The following is a 19,218-nucleotide window of genomic DNA, read 5'->3' as shown; positions in this document are numbered from 1 at the left end:
TGGAAGCATGACGCGCGCGACCCTCGATACGCCTCTCGCCGGAGTGGTGGGCGACCGCACCGCGAAGCCGCTCGAACGCGCATTCGAGATGCGCACCGTCGGCGACCTGCTGTACCACTTTCCACGTCGCTACTCGCGCAGGGGTGAGCTCACGCCGCTGAACGACCTGCCCGTGGGCGAGCAGATCGCGGTGGTGGCGCAGGTGCTCGACGTGCGCGAGCGCCAGATGCAGCGACGCAACGGCAAGCTGCTCGAGGTGCGCATCACCGATGGCACTGGTTCACTCACCCTTACGTTCTTCAATCAGCAGTGGCGCGGCCGCGAACTGCTTCCCGGCAAGCGCGGGCTGTTCGCCGGCAAGGTCAGCGAGTACCGCAACCAACTGCAACTGCAGCACCCCGAGTACGAGCTGTTCGAGAATCGAGACGATGCGCCGGGCGGGGAGCAGCTCGATGAGGCTGCTGCCAAGGCCTGGTCGGAAACGCCTGTTCCGATTTACCCGGCAACGGCGCAGCTGCCGACGTGGAATCTGCAGCGCACGGTCGAGCTCGCCTTGGACGCGCTGGGGGACGTGCCCGATCCGCTCCCCGAAGACATCAGGGCGTCGGAAGGTGTCGAGCGTCTCGGTCGGGCATTCGAGCAGATCCATCGGCCGCAGCACGACGCCGACTGGCGAGCCGCGCGAGACAGCTTCCGGTTTCGCGAGGCGTTCGAGCTGCAGCTCGCCCTCCTTGACCGGCGGCGACGAGCCGGACTCGAGTCCAGCACTCCGAGACCAGGCGGCGCTCCAGATGGCCCCTCGGCGCGGTTCGATGCTGCGCTGCCGTTCGAGCTGACGGGAGACCAGCAGCGTGCCGGCGCAACGATCTCTGCCGAGCTCGCCGAAGCTCACCCCATGCATCGGCTGTTGCAAGGAGAGGTCGGATCGGGCAAGACGCTCGTCGCGCTGCGCGCAATGCTGCAGGTGGCCGACGGCGAGGGGCAGAGCGCGCTGCTCGCACCGACCGAGGTGCTCGCCTCGCAGCACTACCGCTCGATCGTCGAGGCCCTCGGGCCGAAGCTCACGGACGAGTTGCGACCGGTGCTCGTGACCGGTCGCATGCCCGCGGCAGAGCGCAAACGCGTGCTGCTCGCCCTGGTGTCGGGGGCCTCACGCATCGCCGTGGGGACCCATGCGCTCCTCAGCGCAGGCGTCACGTTCCTCGACCTCGGGCTGATCGTCGTCGACGAACAGCACCGGTTCGGCGTCGAACAGCGCGAGGCGCTCCGCCAGAAGGGCGCGCAGCCGCACGTGCTGGCGATGACCGCGACGCCGATTCCGAGAACCGTCGCGCTCACTGCGTTCGGGGACCTCGAGATCACCACGATTCGGGAGTTGCCGCCCGGCCGACAGGGCATCTCCACGTTCGCTGTCCCCGAGATCGAGATGCCCAATCGTGCCGCGCGCGTGTGGGCGCGTTCGGGTGAGGATCTCGCGGCGGGCCGGCAGATCTACGTGGTGTGTCCGGCGATCGCGCCCGGCGAGGTCGAAGACGGGCTCGAGAACCCTGACGGCGCCGATTCGACTCGTGCGCGTGGCGCGGCGAGCGGAAGCGGCGAGACGCGTCGCCTCGCCAACGTCGCAGAGACGGTCGAAGAACTGCGCGGGCACCCCGCATTCGCGGGTGTGACGATCGAGGCCCTGCACGGCGGCATGGCCTCAGACGAGAAAGAACGAGTGATGCGCGGCTTCGCGTCGGGTGCGATCGGGGTGCTCGTGGCGACGACGGTCATCGAGGTCGGCGTGAACGTGCCCAACGCCTCGATCATGATCGTGCGCGACGCCGACCGCTTCGGCATCTCTCAGCTGCACCAGTTGCGCGGTCGTGTCGGCCGCGGCGAGCATGCGGGTCTCTGTCTCCTCATGACGACGGCCGAGGCCGGCAGCGTGGCGCGAGAGCGCATCGAGGCGGTGGCTGCGACCGCAGACGGGTTCGCCCTCGCCGAGATCGACCTCGAACTGCGCCGGGAGGGTGACATTCTCGGCACTGCCCAGTCGGGCGGGCGCTCGACGCTCCGGCTGCTGCGCGTCGCCGAGCACGGCCCGCTCATCGCTCATGCGAGGGAGGTCGCAGGAGATCTCCTCGATCGTGATCCCGCACTCACCAGCGCGCCGGGACTGGCCGCGCTGCTCGCAAGAGAGCACGAGGCGGGCCTGCTCGACAACCTTGCGAAATCCTAGCGCTGCGCGATCCTCCGCTGTGCGGCTGATCGCCGACGGTACTCGGGTACCACGCGGCTCGGCACTCGCGACGGATGTGCGCGCGATCGACCGAACCTACCGTTGATCTATCGCCGAAGAACGGCGGCGGCAGAAACGGAGACATCATGATCGAAGCGCGCGGACTCACGAAGCAGTACGGCAGCAAGACGGCGGTCGACGACGTCAGCTTCAGCATCAAGCCGGGGCAGGTCACCGGCTTCCTCGGCCCGAACGGCGCCGGCAAATCGACGAGCATGCGATTGATGGTCGGGCTCGACCGACCCACCTCGGGCACGGTGACCGTGAACGGGTCGCGTTACGCCGATACGGCGGCGCCGTTGGCCGAGGTCGGCGCCTTGCTCGACGCGAAGGGCGTGCACCCGGGGCGGAGTGCGCGAAGCCACCTGCGCGCGCTCGCTGCGACCCACGGCATTTCGGATCGCCGGGTCTCGGAGGTGCTCGAGCAGACCGGGCTGTCGGCCGTTGCCAATCGGCGGGTCGGCGGATTCTCGCTCGGGATGGGGCAGCGCCTCGGTATCGCGGGGGCACTGCTCGGCGACCCGAGGATCCTGATTCTCGACGAGCCGGTCAACGGTCTCGACCCTGACGGGGTGCTCTGGGTGCGGCAGCTGCTGCGCCATCTCGCCTCAGAGGGGCGCACGGTACTGCTCTCGAGCCACCTCATGAGTGAGATGGCTCAGACCGCCGATCACGTGATCGTGCTCGGACGAGGGCGCGTGGTCGCCGATGCCCCCATCGCGGAATTCATCGGCGGGGTCACCGCCGGCGTCGTGGTGCGCAGCCCGCAAGCGACCAAGCTCGCTTCACTCTTGATGAACGCTCACCGAGAGGACGCGGCTCTCGAGCCACTCGGCGACGAGGGCTTCACGGCTCGCGGATTCACCGCTGCAGACATCGGAGCGATTGCGGCGGCCCACCAGATCGAGCTCCATGAATTGAGCCCGCAGACGGCGAGTCTTGAGGACGCGTACCTCGAACTCACCCGGGGCGAGGTCGAATACGCCACGTCGTGACGGCGCCGGAGACGCGCCCACCAGACTTCGACCCGACTGTTCCACGCAGAAAAGAGACTCCCATGACTTCCACTATCACTATCGACGCCAACGCAGCTGCGACGCCACCGCCCGCGCAGGCTCGCGCGGCAGGAGGCGCAGCCCGACGCGGGGTCGGCTTCGCCGGCATCCTCCGTTCTGAGCGCATCAAGCTCTCGTCGCTCAGAAGCATCAAGCTCACCCTCCTCATCACGGTCGTGGTCGGGATCGGCTTGAGTGCCATGATCGGACTGCTGTTCAGCAGCAACATGCGAGACGCTGCAGCCGGAGTGAGCGAGCCGATCTTCGGCGGCGGAGACGACGGTCTGCAGTACTACCTGCTGACGGTCTCGACCTTCGCGGCGCCATTTCTCGCGCTCATATTCGGGGTACTCGGCGTACTGACGATCTCGAGCGAGTACTCGAGCGGCATGATTCTCTCCACGCTCACGGCGGTCCCCAAGCGCACGCCCGTGTTCGCGGGCAAAGCGGTCGTGCTCGGCATCGTCGCTGCGCTGACCGCGCTGGTGCTCGTCGCAGGTGGGCTCATCGTCGCCGTGCTCTGCTATCCCGAAAGCGCGTCGCAGCTCGCCACCTCCGTAGTGATCTCGGGCGCACTGGGAACGATCGCCTACCTCGTGCTGATCTCGCTCTTCGCATTCGGCGTCTCGGTGCTGCTGCGATCCACCGCCGGGGGCATCGCCGTGGTTGCGGGCGTGACGTTCGTGCTGCCGATCGCCTTCCAGATGCTGGCGATGACCGGTTGGGAATGGGTGCCGACCGTCGGTGAGTACCTTCCCGCACAGTTGGGCACGATCATGTCGCAGGGCGCGATCGAGCTCGCGAGCGGCCCGGGCTTTGCGGTCGCAACGGTCGCAATGGTCATCTGGGTCGCAGTCGTTCTGGTGCCCGCCTCCGTCGTGTTCAAGCGCCGGGACGCGCAGTAATCTCCCTGCCCACGAGGAGGCGTGCCAGTACAGTGAACGGTATGACGCCGGACGCCGAGGTGCGCCTCCCTCGCCCGCCCGGAGTGATCCGGCGGGCGTTCGCCGCGCACCCTCGCGCCGTCGACATCACTATCGTGGTCTGGTACTTCATCGGCAGCGCGCTGGGGGCGGCCTTCGATATCGCCACCACGGCGACCTGGGATGAGGCGACCGGGTCGACCACGTGGCTCGGTGTGCCCGAGCACCTCACCTGGCCCTGGGTGCTGATCGCGATCGTACGATCGCTCATCATCGCCGTGGTCCTGTTGTTCCGCCGCCGCTTCCCGCTGCTCGGCCTCATCGTGATCGTCGTCGTGACGTTCGGCGAGCAGGGCCTGCAAGGAGGGGCCAATGGCGTCGCCCTCCTGTTCCTGCTCTACGCCGTGCCGGTGTACCGCAGCGTTGCTGCGGGATGGGTGGCGTACGGCATCGCAGTCGGAGGCGGCCTGCTGCAGTCCGCACTGTCACTGTGGCGGGGCTCGTCGGCGTTCGAGGCGGGAAGCCCCGCGAATCTCTTCGCAGCTGATGGGAGCGCGGTGCAGAGCATCGGCGATCTCATCACGATCAACGTCGTCAGCTCGGTCTGGCTGCTGGCGATCCTCATGCTCGGTATCAATCTCGGCAATCGGCGCAGATACATCGAAGCGGTGATCGACCGAGCGCATCAGTTGGTGCGCGAACGCGACCAGCTCGCGCAGCTCGCAGTCGCAGAGGAGCGATCGCGCATCGCTCGGGAGATGCACGACATCGTGGCTCACTCCGTCTCGGTGATGATCGCCCTTTCCGAAGGAGCAGCGCGTGCCTCCGAGCGGGCCCCCGATGCAGCGGCGGACGCGATGCGACGCAGTGCAGAGACCGGCCGCACCGCGCTCGCGGAGATGCGTCGACTGCTCGGAGCCCTGCATTCCACGGGTGATCAGGCAGACCTGCTGCCGCAGCCCGGCGTCGAAGATCTGCCCCAGCTCGTCAGCGGGTTCGTCGATGCAGGCCTCGACGTCGCCCTCGAGGTGACGGGAGAGGCGACGGGGGATCGCGGGCAGGATCTCGCGGTCTATCGCGTCGTCCAAGAAGGCCTCACGAACGTGCTGCGTTACGCGGGGACGGGTGCTCGTGCACGCGTGAAAGTGCAGCGCGAGATCGATCGCACGACGGTGCTGGTGCGCGACTTCGGTCCGGCCCCGAACACCATGCAGCCGGTCGCCGGCTTGGGATCCGGCCGCGGCCTCGCCGGTCTCGCCGAGCGAGCCCGCGTATTCGGCGGCGAGATCGAGTCGGGTCCGGTTCCGTCGAGCGAAGGCGGGGGGTGGCGGCTCTGGGCCGCGCTGCCGGTGAGCGCCGAAGCCAGTGGTGCCGACGGGTCTGTCGAAACCGCGCCCGCGCCACGCGCAGAACACCCAACACTTCGAGGAGAGGAGCGCCGATGAGCGCCGATGCGATCCGCGTGATGCTGGTCGATGATCAAGAGCTGATCCGCACCGGTTTCAAGCTGGTACTGCTGGGAGAACCCGGGATCGACGTCATCGCTGAAGCCGCGGACGGCGCCGCCGCCCTGCAGCGTCTCGATGCGCTCGGGGCCGACGGGTGCGACCTCGTGCTCATGGATGTGCGCATGCCGGGCATGAACGGCATCGACGCGACAGCGGAGATCGTGCGTCGGTTTCCCGATGTGCGCGTCGTCGTGCTCACCACCTTCGATCTCGACGAGTACGCGACTGGAGCCATCCAGGCTGGAGCGAGCGGCTTCCTGTTGAAAGACGCGCGCCCGACCGAATTGGTCGACGCGATCCGCAGGGTCGCCGCTGGCGATGCCGCGATGGCGCCCAGTGTGACTCGTCGTTTGCTCGATCAGTTGCGCACCGGGGGCTCGGCCGGGCTTGGCGGAGTTGCGGCCGGGGCTGCACCGGTGACCGATGCGGCTCTCGACGCGCTCACTGAACGGGAGCTGGACGTGTTGCGGCTCATCGCTGACGGAATGAACAACGCCGAAATCAGCGCCGAGCTGTATCTGTCAGAGTCGACGGTGAAGACGCACGTCGGTCGCGTGCTCGCGAAGCTGCAATTGCGCGATCGTGTGCACGCGGTCATCTTCGCCAAGCAGCACGGTCTGTGAGCTGAAACCGGAGCTGTCCGCCGCACCGGGGTCCCCGCACCATACCGATCTGCCACCTTGTCCCACCCGCCCCGTTCGCCACAGGGAGTTCTTTATGAGCACGTCCGCATATCGCCTCTTCGACGTCGTTGCCTCGGAGGTGTCGCGACCGTCGCCGGGCTTCGTGCGGGTAGTGCTGTCTGGCCCCGACCTCGAGCGATTCGGCTTCGTGGGCATCGACCAGCGTGTCAAGCTGCTGCTGCCGAACCGGCGGGGAACGATTCCCCAGCTCGAAGGCGGCGACGGCTGGTATCAGTCTTGGTGCGCACTCGACGACGAGGAACGGCCGCCCATGCGCACGTACACGCCGCGAGCGTTCTCAAGGGATGCCAGGGGAGCGCGGCTGACCATCGATTTCGCCCGGCACGACGCGCACCCCGGCCCCGCTTCCGCGTGGGCGGAGGCTGCGGTCGTGGGCGATGCGATCGCGATCCTGGGGCCCGACGCCGAATACGACGGACCGAACTCGGCAGTCGGCTGGATCCCGCCGCGCGCCGCGCGCCGCTTCCTGATCGTTGGCGATGACACGGCGCTCCCCGCCATCGCGGGCATCCTCGCGTCGCTCGACCGCGACGCCTGCGCCCGAGTGATACTCGAAGTCAGCGACGCAGCCGACGCCGGGCTGCTCGAGGCCGGCGCGATGCAGTCCGAAGGGCGCCTGGAGCTCACCGTGCTCGAACGCGAGGAGTCGGATCGCGGGGCTGCTCTCGTGGCCGCAGTTCGGGCGCTCTCCGACGTGTTTCCAGGAGCAGACGCGCCGATTCGAGAGGCCGCCGGCGAGGCGGACGAGGTCAACGCCGCTGAGTGGCAAGAGATCGATGTAGATCGCGAGATCCTCTGGGAGGTGCCGGGCATGGACGCCATCACCGGCGCGCCGCTCCCCACTGATTCGCGGCATTCGGAAGGGTATGCCTGGCTCGCGGGCGAGGCGGGAGCCATCAAACTCATCCGCCGTCAGCTCGTGCAGGAACGCGGTATCGATCGCCAATCAGTCGCCTTCATGGGGTACTGGCGCCGCGGGCGCGCGGAGAACTGAGCGGGCGGTGTTCGCGCGGGTTCGGTGCATTCCCAAGAAATCCTGCGGTGTCGAACCCTAGGCTGAAGCCATGACGAAAATCGCTGTGGTTCCGGGCTCCTTCGATCCGGTGACGATGGGGCATCTCGATGTCATTCTCAGAGCCGCTGGCATATTCGATGAAGTGCACGTGCTGGTGGTGCACAACCCGAACAAACACGCGATGCTTCCCATTTCCGAACGCATGACGCTCATTCAGAAGTCGCTCGAGGAGGCCGGAGCACCGACGAACATCACCGTCGCCTCGTGGTCAGTTGGCTTGCTCGTGGATTACTGCACTGAGGTCGGGGCATCGGTGCTCGTGAAGGGTATTCGCTCACAGATCGATGTGTCGTACGAGACGCCCATGGCGATCATGAACCGAAGCCTCGCCGACGTCGAGACGGTCTTCATGCTGCCGGATCCGGGGCATGCGCACGTGTCGAGTACGCTGGTGCGTCAAGTCTCGGGAATGGGCGGCGATGTGAGTCCCTACGTTCCGCCCGCCGTGGCGCGCTTCCTCGACAAGCGCCTCCCGGCGTGATCGGACCGGCGCGAGAGGGCGCTGATTCGCCGGACTGAAGGCGGAACGGGGCGCGAAGGATCGCGTCGCGCATCTCGACTCATCGCCGATTCGCGCTCATACTGAATCCAGAGCCCTGTATGTCAGGCCGGACGGGAGCCGCATGTCGTTCTTCGCACACCGAGATCAGACCGTTCAGTTCGCCGCCCAGCCCGACTTCGACTACGAGATTCGCTGCGTCATCGGAGCTGCCCACGAAGGCGCTGCGGTGATCGGCGAAGTGCTGGCTGCGACGGCATCCATCCGTCCGCACGATCACGCGGGCTGGTATGAGGCCTGGCGCGAACTCGCTGAGCGTTCGTCGCGGTCTGCCGCGAAAACGCAGCAGGAGGGTCAGCTGGCCAGTGCCGCGGACGCATATCTGCGCGCGTCGGCCTACTTCGGCGTCGCGGTGAACGCGCTCAGCGCACTCGATCGACCGGACGATCTGCTTCGCACCTTCCGCGCCCAGAGCGCCGCATGGGAAGCGTTCCTCACGTGCGTGGATGTCGAATCTGAGCGCGCCCGCATCACGATCGACTCGGGCGAGGTTACGGGATGGCTGTTTCGATCTCCTGCGAATGCGGCGGCCGAGAATCGGCACACGCTCGTCGTGGTGAACGGCAGCGACGGCTCGCTCGCTTCCGTCTGGGCTTCCGCTGCAGCACCGGCGCTGCGCCGTGGGCTTGATGTGCTCGTCTTCGACGGGCCAGGGCAGCAGTCCGACCTGTTCGAACGGGGCGGTCGCTTTCGCCCGGACTGGGAGCACGTGCTCACGCCGATCTACGATTGGCTCGCTGCGAAAGAGGATCGGGATCCCGCTCGCGTGGCGCTCTTGGGAATCAGTCAGGGGGGATACTGGGTGGCTCGAGCGCTGGCCTTCGAGCACCGCTTCGCCGCCGCCGTGCTCGATCCCGGCGTGGTCGACGTCGCGGCGTCGTGGGAACAGCACATTCCGCGCAGTCTCCTCGTGGCGCTCGAACGGGGTGACGACGATCGCTTCGATCAGGAGATGGCGATCGGCATGAAATTCTCGCCGACCACGGCTCGCACCTGGTCGTTCCGGGCCCGGCCGTACGGCACCCAGGGGTACGCGGCGACGTTGCGTGCCGTGAGGCAGTACTCCGTCGCTGATGTCGTGCCCCAGATCCGCACGCCGATGCTGATCGCATCGCCCGAGGGTGAGCAGTTCTGGCCGGGCCAGTCGGAGCGCCTCGCAGAGTTGGCGCCGACGGTGTCGACCCTGCTCCCGTTCACCGCTTCGGAGGGCGCGGGCGGGCACTGCGAACCGCTCGCCCGGCCACTGTTCGCTGAGCGCGCTTTTGCTTGGCTCGACGAGCAGCTGGCGGGCTCGGGTTCGTAGCCGAATGCGCGGTAAGATGGGTCGGTGAGTAAGAGCCGAGTCTATGAGGAGAACATCCGCGACATTATCAATCGTCCAGGGGAGATGCGTGAACGATCGCGTACTGCGACGGTTCCCGAGAAGCTGGGCGAAAGCCTCGCGGAGATCCCGGCGGGGGTCGACCTCGACCTCGACGTGCGCCTCGAGTCTGTGCACGAGGGCATTCTCGTGTCGGCGGAAGTCGCTACGACGATGCACGCGCAGTGCGGACGATGCCTGAAAGATTTCACCACGCCGTTTGAAGTCGAGTTCCAGGAACTTTTCGCGTATACTCCTACGGAGGCCGACGAGTATGAGGTTCACGGTGATCACGTGGATCTTGAACCTCCGCTCCGAGACGCGGTAGTGCTTGCACTTCCGTTCCAGCCTGTGTGTCGTCCGGACTGCCCGGGTCTCGATCCCGAGTCCGGTGAGTTGCGCGATACCGAGGCTGCAGTGAATAACAGTGCGGATATCGATCCGCGCTGGGCAGCGCTGGCGGGTTTTGCTCCGGAAGGTGCGCAGGCTCCTGAAGATGTGAAGACCAATGCAGTCGAGGCTGAAGTAGACCACGGCTCGGGTGAGACTCCCGAGTCCGCAAGCAAGTAGGAAAGAGAGCATCATGGCTGTTCCCAAGAGGAAGATGTCGCGATCGAACACCCGTCACCGTCGTTCGGCGTGGAAGGCTACGGCTCCCACCCTGGTGAAGACCGAAGAAAACGGTCGCACCGTGTACAGCCTGCCGCACCGCGCCCGCGTGGTCGAGGATTCGCAGGGCAACGCCCTCTTCCTCGAGTACAAGGGTCGCAAGGTCGCCGACGCCTGAGTTGACCCAGAGCGTTGCAGAGCCGTCGGGCTCCTCGAAAGGGGATCCCGGCGGCTTTCTCCATGCATTCGGCGTGCGCGCCGATCCTGAGCTGGTGCAGCTCGCGCTGACCCATCGGTCGTGGGCGTACGAGCACGGCGGTGCGCCGCACAATGAACGCCTCGAATTCCTCGGTGACTCAGTACTCGGCCAGGCAGTCACGGTCGAGTTGTTCACGACGTTTCCCGACCTCAGTGAAGGCGAGCTCGCGAAACGCCGCGCCGCGCTGGTGTCGACGGTCGCACTCGCGGCGGTCGCGCGCCAGCACGGCCTGGGTGAGATGCTGCGCCTCGGCAAGGGTGAGGAACTCACGGGCGGTCGTGACAAGGACTCGCTGCTCGCTGACGCTGTCGAAGCGGTCATCGGTGCGGTGTATTTGTCGACGGACCCGCTGACGGCGACGAAGTTCGTGCTCGACCTCGTCGCACCGCTGCTCGACGACGCCGACCGCTTTCTCGAAGCACTTGAAGCGCTCGATCCCAAGACATCGCTGCAGCAGGAGGCTTCGCGCCGAGGCCTGCCGCACCCGCCGTACGAGACGACGGGTACCGGCCCAGACCACGATCGCCGCTATGCATCGCACGTGACGCTCGACAACGTGACGGGGAGGGGCGAGGGAACGAGTAAGAAGGCCGCTGAGCTCGCCGCTGCGCGCGACGCCGTGACCCGACTGCGCCTCCCGGCCAAGCGCCGACGTGCCTGAGCTTCCCGAAGTCGAGGTCGTTCGTTCGGGGCTCGCCCCCGCGTTGACGGGTGCTCGCGTCGTCGCCGTCGATGTGCGTGACCCTCGTGCGCTCAAGCGACACCTGCCGACGAGCGGCGATGATGGGCTCGGAGGCCACGGCGTCACTCTCAGCGCCGCAGCCGCCGCGGCCCGCAGCGCGGACTTCGAGCGTCGCGTCACCGGTGTCACGCTCGACGCCCCGCAACGCCGGGGCAAGTTCATGTGGATTCCGATATCGGGGTCCGCTGCTGACGCCGCCCCGCTCGCGCTCCTGGCGCACCTCGGCATGAGCGGGCAGGTGCTGCTGCGCGCGCACGACGCTGCCGACGATCGGCACGTGCGGATCCGCATGTGGATCGAGCACCCGGAGCACGGCGAGCTGCGCGTCGACTTCGCCGACCAGCGGTTGTTCGGCTCGCTTGCGCTCGACGCGCTTCGGCCCGCCGATGACGGCCCGGGCATGGTGCCGGCGCAGGCCGGTCACATCGCACGCGATCCGCTCGATCCGGCGTTCGACGACGGGCGGTTCATCGCGGTGCTGCGCAATCGCAGCTCAGGAGTGAAGAAGCTGCTCCTCGACCAGACGCTCATCAGCGGCGTGGGCAACATCTACGCGGACGAGGCGCTGTGGCGTGCTCGACTGCATCCCGATACGTCGGGAATCGCGGTCGGCCCCCGCAAGGCCGTCGAGCTGCTTGCGGTGCTGCGAGCGGTGTTCGCGCAGGCGCTGAGCGAGGGCGGTACGAGCTTTGACGAGCAGTACGTGAACGTGAACGGGCAGGCTGGCTACTTCGCGCATTCGCTGAACGCCTACGGGCGCGGGGGAGCGCCCTGCCCGCGCTGCGGAACCCCGATCAGGCGCGTGCCGTTCGGCGGGCGATCGAGTCACTTCTGCCCGAAGTGCCAGAGGCGGCGCTATGTTGGCTCCGGGGAGCGGCTGCTGCACTCGAGCCCGAAAGGTTAGGGAGGTCTCTCTTCGGGCGCGGTCGACCTCCCGCGTCACCGGTGGCCTTGGATGAGGGCCCCTGCGGCCGACTCCGACGACTCACGGTGCGCAGCGGAAGTTCATGCTCGACCGGCCCCTTCCGCGGACGCAGCGGCGAGGACGGCGTCGAGCCGGGGCTGGATCGACTCGGCCATCATCGAAATCTCCTGCGCGCGGACGCCGTTGCTCCGCGCGGCGTCGCGCCAGGAGTTCATTGCAGTGGTGACGCGGCCCATCCTCTCCCGGGCGCTTGCGGTGTTCAAGCTGCACTCCCCTGCGAACGCCAGCAGAGCCTCAGCCTCGTCGGGCCGGGCATCGGCTCCCATGACCGAGGTCGATCTCGCTCGCCACGGGTCCGGGGTCGGATTGACATCGAACGCGGGGCTGAGGGTCCAGGAACCGCGGTCGGCGAGGAAGCCGTGGTTGCGCAGGTGGTCGTCGGTGTTGCCCAACGCGACGCTCGCAACGACGCGGTCGAAGAGCTCGTGGTGGTCCGCCCTCGGAGAGAGCGACAAGTCACGGATCACCTCGGCGATATCGGCGTAGTCTCGGTGCTCGCCATCGGTCGAGCCCAGCGCCGTCATGGCGCTGATGTAGCCGATTCTGCGGCCCTCGTCCGCGCGGTCGAACCGGCGCAGGATCAGCACGCTGCGTCCGCCCACACGCGTGAGCCTTCTACGGGGCACCCTCATCCCCGCCGCCTCCATCAGGTCGTGGGCCGTGGCCTCCCAAGCCATGACGTCCCACCGGTCGCTTCCGTGAGGGAACTTCGCGATCGCCAGCGACCCGTCCTCGAGGCGCACCGATGCCTTGGGGCGTGCGCCTCCCAAGCCCGTCGTGCCCGTTTCCAGGAGCTGCTTGATCGCCCGAGCAGGGTCCTCGTCGGAGGCGACCTCGTCGGCCGCCCGCAGCAGCTCTGGCAGCGACACCAGCTGCGGCACGCTCGAGGGCTTCCCGAGGAACGCTCCGTCCCCGGGGAGCCTGAAGCGCAGCGCGCCCTGACGTGTGTCGTCGCTGACGCCGAGGAGGAAGTCGAGATCGTCCAACCGGCGCGATGCCCTGCGTTCCTCGCGCGCGCGTCCGCGCTCGGCCTTCTCGATGAGGTTCCGGCCCCACCGGTCAGGGGCGCTGTCCGCGAACGCGCGCGCGAGACCCGCCTGATGCTGGGACCCGGACACGAGCGGCAGCGCGGGATCGATGCTCATGCCGCCACCCGCGAGGTAGCCAGGGTCGTACAGGAACGTCGTGGAGATCTGGCCGCGCGTCCGGGTGAAGTGCGCCTGGCCGACCAGCCTGGCGTCGTCCCCTTCGCCAACGAGGACCTCGACGGTGGTCATCGGGCTCTCTTCTTCGCGAGGCTCCCGGCCCGCAGCCGCCCGATGTCGCTGTTGAGCGGATCGATCGCGTCGAGGGCCTGGTCGAGCGCGCCGAGCGCGCGCAGGACCTGCATGACGCTGCCGAAGCGCACGCCGGTGTCCCCGTTCTCAATCTTGCGCAGGGTGTCGCGCGTGATGCCGGCGCGTTCAGCGACCTGCTGGGCCGTCAGGCCCAGGACCATGCGCCAGCCGTGCACGTGCTTGCCAAACGCGGTGAGTTGACGGTCGATCTTGTACCCTGCCATCGCGGTTCCTCTCTCCTGTGGCGATTATACACGCCACTTCGTCTAGATACGGCGAGGAATGTCGTCATACTCCTTCCGTGCCGTTCGTCGCGTGCATCTCACGGTGAGGAGGTCCTGGAATGCGCGCCCATGGTCGATGCCTGGCGGCGACCACGCGGGGTTCGGATGAATCTCTGATTTACTTAGTGCCCTAACTAATCTGGTAGGCTGAACACGTGCGTGAACGAAAACGGCGGCTGTGGCATGCGACTCCCTGGGACGGTCAGCCGGGCTTCTGGGCCGCCTGGCGACGCTTCTTCTATCAGTTCGAGGGCACCGCTCAGCTCGGTGACCCCAATGAGCCGGCATACGTGCCGCCCGCGAACCCGAAGTGTCCGATCTGTCGGCGCCCGATGAGCGATCACCACATCGATCGCGGCGGCCCAGGCAAGCCGACCTATGTGAAGTGCCCGAAGGGTGGATCCGCCGTGCAGTCCGAGCCGCTGGAACAACCCGACGAGTCCACGAACCCGCAGGGCTCGCACTAACGCCCCGTTCAGCGAACGCGGTTCAGCAGCTCGATCACACGTTCGAGCTCCGCCTTGTCGATGTCGTCCAGTTCGTCCGCCCCATCGGCCGCGGTGACGGCGGCTGCGAGCACGATCTCCGCCTCAGCGGCTCGGGCCGCGGCGATGAGCAGTTCGCCGAGAGCGGCTGCGGAGCGCAGACGGAGCGGAAGGTCGGACGTGATCTCGAGCAGCTGGCTGAGCTCACTGGTCGCCACCACCGCGTCGCCCTGATCCGCGGCTGACAGGGCGCGCTGCAGCAACAGTTCGGGGTTCTCCGACCCACTGGCCGCCCCGCGATGCGCGTCGAGCTCCAATGAGATGTATGCGGAGATGAGCGCACGATACGCGGACTCGATCACCTCGGGCGATGCTCCCGCCTCCGAGGCGAGCAAACGCACCTTCGCGATCACCTGCTCGACCCTGGCAGGCGCACGCACGGCGGCCTCGTCGGTCTTCAGCGATCCTGCACGCAGCACCCACTGCTGCCGCTCGGCGAGGAGCGCGACGATACGGCGGTCGATGGCATCGATCTGGCTGCGGACCTCGGCGAGGGGATCTGGCTCGGTCATACGCTCAGCGTACTGGGCAGCGCGCGTGCGCACGTCGAACACGACAGATCCGCGTCATCGGAATGCGACAGAACATCTGTGAGAGGGACGGGGTTGAACGGAGGTTCTGTCGCATCGTGGGCGCATGTCGCCTGGCACGGGAGCCGGGCGGCGGGAGTGAAGCTCGTAAACTGGCAGGATGAATATGATGCGCGTGAGCTGGGGAATGGGCGCCGCTGTGTGGTTCGCCGTCATCGTGCTGGTGTGCGTCGCGCTCGGGCCCACAGCTGTCGTTGTCGCCCTCGTCTTCGGTCTCGGGCCCGACCTCGCGCTCATCGGCGCGTTCGCCGAGCGCGGGCGCCTCAAGCCGGGTCGCGTGCGCCTGTACAACACGGTGCACACGATGACGCTCCCGATCGTGCTGCTCGTGATCGGGCTGGTGACCTTCTTCATCACGGGCGGTATCGATGGCGGTTTCGTGTATATCGCGCTCGCCGGTGCCGCATGGTTCGTGCACATTGCGGCGGATCGCGCCTTCGGGTTCGGCTTCCGAGACTCCGAGGGCTCGATCATCCCGGTCGGCTTCGTCGTCTAGGGCGCGGATCCGAATCCCGCCGTCTGGGGAGTGCCACGCTCGCCAGGATCGAGCCGTGCCATACAGTAGGCACCAGCGCCCGCGCGGGTGAACGGAAGGGAGACGGCGTGCATCTGAAGAGCCTCACGCTCAAGGGCTTCAAGTCGTTCGCACAGCCGACCACCTTCCAGTTCGAGCCGGGCGTCACAGCGATCGTCGGGCCGAACGGTTCGGGCAAGTCCAATGTCGTCGACGCGCTCGCCTGGGTGATGGGGGAGCAGGGGGCGAAGACGCTGCGCGGCGGCAAAATGGAAGACGTCATCTTCGCCGGCACCTCGACGCGCGGTCCGCTGGGGCGCGCAGAGGTGAAGCTCACGATCGACAATGCCGACGGGGCGCTGCCGATCGAGTACACCGAGGTGACGATCAGTCGCACGCTCTTCCGCAACGGTTCGAGCGAGTACGCGATCAACGGTGATGCGTGTCGCCTGCTCGACGTCCAGGAGCTGTTGAGCGATTCCGGTCTGGGTCGTGAGATGCACGTCATCGTCGGCCAGGGACAACTCGATGCGGTGCTGCGCGCCACGGCGGAGGATCGCCGCGGGTTCATCGAAGAAGCTGCGGGCATTCTCAAGCACCGCCGCCGCAAGGAGCGCACGCTGCGCAAGCTCGAGGCCATGGAGACGAATCTCACTCGGCTCAATGACCTCGCCGGCGAGATTCGACGCCAGCTGAAGCCGCTCGGGCGCCAGGCGGAGGTGGCGCGTGCCGCACAGGGGATCGCCGCAGAGGTGCGCGACGCGAAAGCGCGTCTGCTCGCCGACGATGTGCACCGCCTGCGCACCGAACTCGACGCCCTCGCGCGCGACGAGTCGGAACAGCACTCCGAGCGCATCGTGCTGCAGGAGCAGGTTGAGCAGAAGCAGCTGCGCATCCAGCGCTTGGAGCAGAGCCAGCAGAGCGATGAGCTCGACAGTGCGCGGCGTGTGGCCCTCGGTCTCGAGTCGGTGCAGTCGAAGCTGCGCGGTCTGTTCTCGCAAACGCAGCAGCGGCTCACGTTCCTTGCGACGCAGGCGGAAGCTCCGGAGCACGTGCACCGGGTCACGCGAGCCTCGGTCGACGAGGCCAGAGAAGAAGCTGCACGGCTCGAAGCGCTGATTCCCGAAGCGGAGTCGGTATGGCAGCGTGCGGGTGCGGCCACGCGCGCGGCCCAGCAGGCGCTCGACGCGATCGACGAACACATTGCTGCGCAGAGCGAGCTCGTCTCGAAGCATGACCTGCAGCTCTCGCAGCTCAGGGGCCGCGCCGAGGCGGCCGAGCAGAAGCGCGCCACGGTGGCGCAGGAGGTGGAGCGTCGCGAGCAGGCGCTCGCCCAGGCCGAGTCGCGGGCCGAGGCGGCGCAGCTGGAGCTCGCGGGTTTCGAAGAGCGCGAGGAACTTGGGGGCGACGCCGAGGGTGACGCATCGGGTGCGGATCAGGATCATGCCTATCGCGCCGCCCAGGAGCGACAGGCCGCAGCCGAGCAGCGTCGCGACGAAGTGCGGGAGCGTCTGCACGGGCTCGCACAGGAGCTGGCGGGTCTCGAAGCCCGCGTCAGCGCTCTGACGCGTTCGCTCGACCAGCGCGATGCCTCGGCCGCGCTGCTGGCCCAGGCCCCGAATGGCGTTACCGGCCGGGTCGCCGATCACGTGCGCGTGGCCGAGGGGCACGAAGCGGGCGTTGCCGCGGCGCTCGGCACCTTCGCCGATGCGCTGCTCGCGGAGCACCCCGGCGCTGCGGGCCGCGCGGTCGCGTGGGCTCGCGAGCAGGATCTCGGTCGACTGCGAGCGGTGGTCGCCGCCGCGGGGAGACGAGATGACGAGCGCGGGGTCTCAGCTGAGGCACCTGAGTTCGCGGGCCTCGTGCGTGCGAACACGGTGCTGCTCGATGCGCCCGCGGGCGTGCGAGCGCTGCTCGAGCGCAGTTACATCGCCGCGGACCTCGATGCCGCGATCGCCGCGGTCGCCGTGCTGGGCAAGCATTGGCCAGGCGGGGGGTTCACCGTCGTCACGAGCGCCGGGGATGTCGCAACGGCGAACACGATCAGTGGAGGGTCGACCCTTGCTCCGTCGCGCATCGAGTTGACCGCGGAACTCGAGCAGGCGTCGCAGCGCCGCTCCGAGGTTGCGTCTGCCGTTGCCGAGCTCGAAGCGGAACTCGCAGAGCTGCGTGCGGCATCGACGCTGGCGAAGTCGGAGGCCCAGCAGGCGTTCGCCGAACTCCGGGCTGCCGACGCTCGGCTCACCGAGGTCTCGAAGGAGCGCAACCGGCTGTCGGCGCGGGCGGAATCGGCCGTGGCTGAAGCCGAGCGCGCGCGCCAGGCCCTGATCGTGGTCGCGGAGTCGGCGCATGCTGCCGCAGCAGAGGCCGAGCGGGCTGCGCAGGCTCTCGGCGAGGCGGCGTCTCAACCGCGTCCGATGCTTGACGCGAGTCAGCGCGACGGCCTGTCGCGCGAGGTAGACGGGGCGCGGGCTGCCGAGCTCGAGGCTCGCCTCTCGCTCGAGACCGCGCGCGAGCGCGCACGGGCCGCGACGGAGCAGCGCAAGACGCTCGGCGAGCAGCTCGAGGCCGAGCGCCGTGCCGCCGAGGACGCCGCACGTCGAGCGGTGCTGCGCGCGCGGCAGGTGGCGCAGGCAGAGCGTGTGGGCGCCCTCCTTCCCGCGATCCTCGATGCCTGCGATCGATCGCTCGCAGAGGCTCGCCTGGCGCAGCAGCATGCAGAGCGCGAGCGGGCGAAGCACAGTCAGGAACTGACGCTGCTGCGCTCGGAGGAGTCTGGGTTGCGGCAGAAGCTGCAGACGTTGGCCGAGCGGGTGCACGGCGCCGAGCTCAAGAGCTACGAACGCAAACTGCAGCTCTCGGCACTGCTCGAACGCTCGGGCAATGAACTCGGTCTGGTCGAAGACGTGCTGATCGCCGAATACGGCCCGCGGGTGCCGATCCCGGTGTCGCCGCCCGACGATGTCGTAGCGGAGCTGCAGAGCGACGGAGCGGCCGAAACCATTCAGTACGCCAATGACCTCGAGGCGCAGCTCGCGGCAGAGTTGGGGTTGGACGCGCGCGCGGACGCGGGCGAGGATGGCGCAGCATCGTCAGTGGACGAGGCTGATCACCGCGTGGAACCGGGTGAAGCGGTGGAGACCCGTCCCTTCGTGCGCGCCGAGCAGGAGCGTCGACTCGCGAAGGCCGAGCGACGCCTGGCGGAACTCGGGCGCATCAACCCGCTCGCCCTCGAGGAGTTCGCGGCCCTCGAGCAGCGTCACAGCTTTCTGACTGAGCAACTGCAAGACCTCACGAAGACTCGTTCCGATCTCATGGCGATCATCGAAGAGCTCGACCAGAAGATGCAGGGCATCTTCGCGGCGGCGTTCGAAGACACCCGGGTGGCGTTCGCCGAGGTGTTCCCGATCCTCTTCCCGGGCGGCTCGGGGGAGATCGCGCTGAGCGACCCCGACGATCTGTTGAACACGGGCATCGACATCGCGGTGAGACCCGCTGGCAAGAAGGTGGAGCGCATGTCGCTGCTCTCCGGCGGCGAGCGCTCCCTCGCCGCCGTCGCATGGCTCATGGCGATCTTTCAGGCGCGCCCGAGCCCGTTCTACATCGTCGACGAGGTCGAGGCCGCCCTCGACGATGCCAATCTCGGGCGCCTCCTGCAGGTCTTCGAGCGCTTGCGCGAGAACTCGCAGCTCATCATCATCACGCACCAGAAGCGCACGATGGAGATAGCCGATGCACTGTACGGAGTGTCGATGCGGCAGGACGGGATCTCAGCGGTCGTCGGTCAGCGAGTGGGGCAAGAAGTCGCGTAACGGTTACGACTTGGTGACGCCTCGTTCATCGTGTTCAACGGCGGGCGGTCGGCAGACTATGCTCGGATCAACGCCC

Annotated in this window: 18 protein-coding genes; 15 read left to right on the top strand and 3 right to left on the bottom strand. The window is 67.7% G+C overall.

Annotated features, from left to right (window positions below):
- Nucleotides 1-7: 7 nt before the first annotated feature.
- The 12 genes from AB0O71_RS08275 (at nucleotide 8) to mutM (ending at nucleotide 11,979) form a co-directional block, all read left to right on the top strand.
- The gene (locus AB0O71_RS08275; RefSeq protein ID WP_363744132.1) at nucleotides 8-2,221 is read left to right on the top strand and encodes an ATP-dependent DNA helicase RecG; all 2,214 of its coding nucleotides are present in this window, start codon (nucleotides 8-10) and stop codon (nucleotides 2,219-2,221) included.
- Nucleotides 2,222-2,367: 146 nt separating this feature from the next.
- The gene (locus tag AB0O71_RS08270) at nucleotides 2,368-3,276 is read left to right on the top strand and encodes an ABC transporter ATP-binding protein (RefSeq protein ID WP_363744130.1); all 909 of its coding nucleotides are present in this window, start codon (nucleotides 2,368-2,370) and stop codon (nucleotides 3,274-3,276) included.
- Nucleotides 3,277-3,338: 62 nt separating this feature from the next.
- Nucleotides 3,339-4,241, top strand: a complete 903-nt coding sequence (locus tag AB0O71_RS08265) for an ABC transporter permease subunit (protein ID WP_363744127.1) — start codon at nucleotides 3,339-3,341, stop codon at nucleotides 4,239-4,241.
- Nucleotides 4,242-4,282: 41 nt separating this feature from the next.
- The gene (locus AB0O71_RS08260) at nucleotides 4,283-5,704 is read left to right on the top strand and encodes a histidine kinase (RefSeq protein WP_363744125.1); all 1,422 of its coding nucleotides are present in this window, start codon (nucleotides 4,283-4,285) and stop codon (nucleotides 5,702-5,704) included.
- Nucleotides 5,701-6,390 carry a response regulator transcription factor gene (locus AB0O71_RS08255; protein WP_363744123.1) on the top strand — a complete coding sequence of 230 codons (690 nt, stop codon included), beginning with the start codon at nucleotides 5,701-5,703 and terminating at the stop codon, nucleotides 6,388-6,390. The genes AB0O71_RS08260 and AB0O71_RS08255 overlap by 4 nt, the downstream gene beginning before the upstream one ends.
- A 94-nt stretch (nucleotides 6,391-6,484) precedes the next feature.
- Nucleotides 6,485-7,465 carry a siderophore-interacting protein gene (locus AB0O71_RS08250; RefSeq protein WP_363744121.1) on the top strand — a complete coding sequence of 327 codons (981 nt, stop codon included), beginning with the start codon at nucleotides 6,485-6,487 and terminating at the stop codon, nucleotides 7,463-7,465.
- A gap of 70 nt (nucleotides 7,466-7,535) precedes the next feature.
- Nucleotides 7,536-8,027: a pantetheine-phosphate adenylyltransferase gene (gene coaD, locus AB0O71_RS08245; RefSeq protein WP_363744119.1), complete on the top strand. Its 492-nt coding sequence runs from the start codon at nucleotides 7,536-7,538 to the stop codon at nucleotides 8,025-8,027.
- A gap of 142 nt (nucleotides 8,028-8,169) precedes the next feature.
- The gene (locus AB0O71_RS08240) at nucleotides 8,170-9,408 is read left to right on the top strand and encodes an alpha/beta fold hydrolase (RefSeq protein WP_363744117.1); all 1,239 of its coding nucleotides are present in this window, start codon (nucleotides 8,170-8,172) and stop codon (nucleotides 9,406-9,408) included.
- A 24-nt stretch (nucleotides 9,409-9,432) separates the two neighbouring features.
- On the top strand, nucleotides 9,433-10,035 hold the full coding sequence (locus AB0O71_RS08235) for a YceD family protein (RefSeq protein WP_363744115.1): 603 nt from the start codon (nucleotides 9,433-9,435) through the stop codon (nucleotides 10,033-10,035).
- 13 nt (nucleotides 10,036-10,048) lie between these two features.
- Nucleotides 10,049-10,252: a 50S ribosomal protein L32 gene (rpmF, locus tag AB0O71_RS08230; RefSeq protein ID WP_090148415.1), complete on the top strand. Its 204-nt coding sequence runs from the start codon at nucleotides 10,049-10,051 to the stop codon at nucleotides 10,250-10,252.
- 73 nt (nucleotides 10,253-10,325) lie between these two features.
- Entirely contained in the window at nucleotides 10,326-10,994 is a 669-nt protein-coding gene (gene rnc, locus AB0O71_RS08225) for a ribonuclease III (protein WP_363744247.1), read from the top strand.
- The gene (gene mutM, locus AB0O71_RS08220; RefSeq protein ID WP_363744112.1) at nucleotides 10,987-11,979 is read left to right on the top strand and encodes a bifunctional DNA-formamidopyrimidine glycosylase/DNA-(apurinic or apyrimidinic site) lyase; all 993 of its coding nucleotides are present in this window, start codon (nucleotides 10,987-10,989) and stop codon (nucleotides 11,977-11,979) included. The genes rnc and mutM overlap by 8 nt, the downstream gene beginning before the upstream one ends.
- 101 nt (nucleotides 11,980-12,080) lie before the next feature.
- On the opposite strand, the gene AB0O71_RS08215 is transcribed toward mutM, so the two are convergent.
- Nucleotides 12,081-13,337, bottom strand: a complete 1,257-nt coding sequence (locus tag AB0O71_RS08215; RefSeq protein WP_363744110.1) for a type II toxin-antitoxin system HipA family toxin — start codon at nucleotides 13,335-13,337, stop codon at nucleotides 12,081-12,083.
- Nucleotides 13,334-13,621 carry a helix-turn-helix domain-containing protein gene (locus tag AB0O71_RS08210; protein WP_363744108.1) on the bottom strand — a complete coding sequence of 96 codons (288 nt, stop codon included), beginning with the start codon at nucleotides 13,619-13,621 and terminating at the stop codon, nucleotides 13,334-13,336. Before AB0O71_RS08210 ends, AB0O71_RS08215 begins: the two co-directional genes overlap by 4 nt.
- Before the next feature lie 215 nt (nucleotides 13,622-13,836).
- Between AB0O71_RS08210 and AB0O71_RS08205 the strand changes: the two genes are divergently transcribed.
- Nucleotides 13,837-14,148 (top strand): hypothetical protein, encoded by a 312-nt coding sequence (locus tag AB0O71_RS08205; RefSeq protein ID WP_363744106.1) that lies wholly within the window; start codon nucleotides 13,837-13,839, stop codon nucleotides 14,146-14,148.
- 8 nt (nucleotides 14,149-14,156) lie between these two features.
- On the opposite strand, the gene AB0O71_RS08200 is transcribed toward AB0O71_RS08205, so the two are convergent.
- A complete protein-coding gene (locus tag AB0O71_RS08200; RefSeq protein WP_363744104.1) occupies nucleotides 14,157-14,738 on the bottom strand; it encodes a chorismate mutase in 582 nt (193 codons plus the stop codon).
- Nucleotides 14,739-14,916: 178 nt separating this feature from the next.
- Between AB0O71_RS08200 and AB0O71_RS08195 the strand changes: the two genes are divergently transcribed.
- Entirely contained in the window at nucleotides 14,917-15,312 is a 396-nt protein-coding gene (locus AB0O71_RS08195; protein ID WP_363744102.1) for a DUF4260 family protein, read from the top strand.
- Between the two features lie 107 nt (nucleotides 15,313-15,419).
- Nucleotides 15,420-19,142 (top strand): AAA family ATPase, encoded by a 3,723-nt coding sequence (locus AB0O71_RS08190; protein WP_363744100.1) that lies wholly within the window; start codon nucleotides 15,420-15,422, stop codon nucleotides 19,140-19,142.
- Nucleotides 19,143-19,218 lie beyond the last annotated feature (76 nt).

The organism is Leucobacter sp. NPDC077196 (assembly GCF_040687075.1).
Taxonomy (GTDB): Bacteria; Actinomycetota; Actinomycetes; order Actinomycetales; family Microbacteriaceae; genus Leucobacter.
This window is presented reverse-complemented; position numbering and strand designations above follow the sequence as displayed.

Coding starts and splice junctions, on each gene's coding strand:
- AB0O71_RS08275 (WP_363744132.1), top strand. CDS start 8: ATGACGCGCGCGACCCTCGATACGCCTCTCGCCGGAGTGGTGGGCGAC.
- AB0O71_RS08270 (WP_363744130.1), top strand. CDS start 2,368: ATGATCGAAGCGCGCGGACTCACGAAGCAGTACGGCAGCAAGACGGCG.
- AB0O71_RS08265 (WP_363744127.1), top strand. CDS start 3,339: ATGACTTCCACTATCACTATCGACGCCAACGCAGCTGCGACGCCACCG.
- AB0O71_RS08260 (WP_363744125.1), top strand. CDS start 4,283: ATGACGCCGGACGCCGAGGTGCGCCTCCCTCGCCCGCCCGGAGTGATC.
- AB0O71_RS08255 (WP_363744123.1), top strand. CDS start 5,701: ATGAGCGCCGATGCGATCCGCGTGATGCTGGTCGATGATCAAGAGCTG.
- AB0O71_RS08250 (WP_363744121.1), top strand. CDS start 6,485: ATGAGCACGTCCGCATATCGCCTCTTCGACGTCGTTGCCTCGGAGGTG.
- coaD (WP_363744119.1), top strand. CDS start 7,536: ATGACGAAAATCGCTGTGGTTCCGGGCTCCTTCGATCCGGTGACGATG.
- AB0O71_RS08240 (WP_363744117.1), top strand. CDS start 8,170: ATGTCGTTCTTCGCACACCGAGATCAGACCGTTCAGTTCGCCGCCCAG.
- rpmF (WP_090148415.1), top strand. CDS start 10,049: ATGGCTGTTCCCAAGAGGAAGATGTCGCGATCGAACACCCGTCACCGT.
- AB0O71_RS08215 (WP_363744110.1), bottom strand. CDS start 13,337: ATGACCACCGTCGAGGTCCTCGTTGGCGAAGGGGACGACGCCAGGCTG.
- AB0O71_RS08210 (WP_363744108.1), bottom strand. CDS start 13,621: ATGGCAGGGTACAAGATCGACCGTCAACTCACCGCGTTTGGCAAGCAC.
- AB0O71_RS08200 (WP_363744104.1), bottom strand. CDS start 14,738: ATGACCGAGCCAGATCCCCTCGCCGAGGTCCGCAGCCAGATCGATGCC.
- AB0O71_RS08195 (WP_363744102.1), top strand. CDS start 14,917: ATGAATATGATGCGCGTGAGCTGGGGAATGGGCGCCGCTGTGTGGTTC.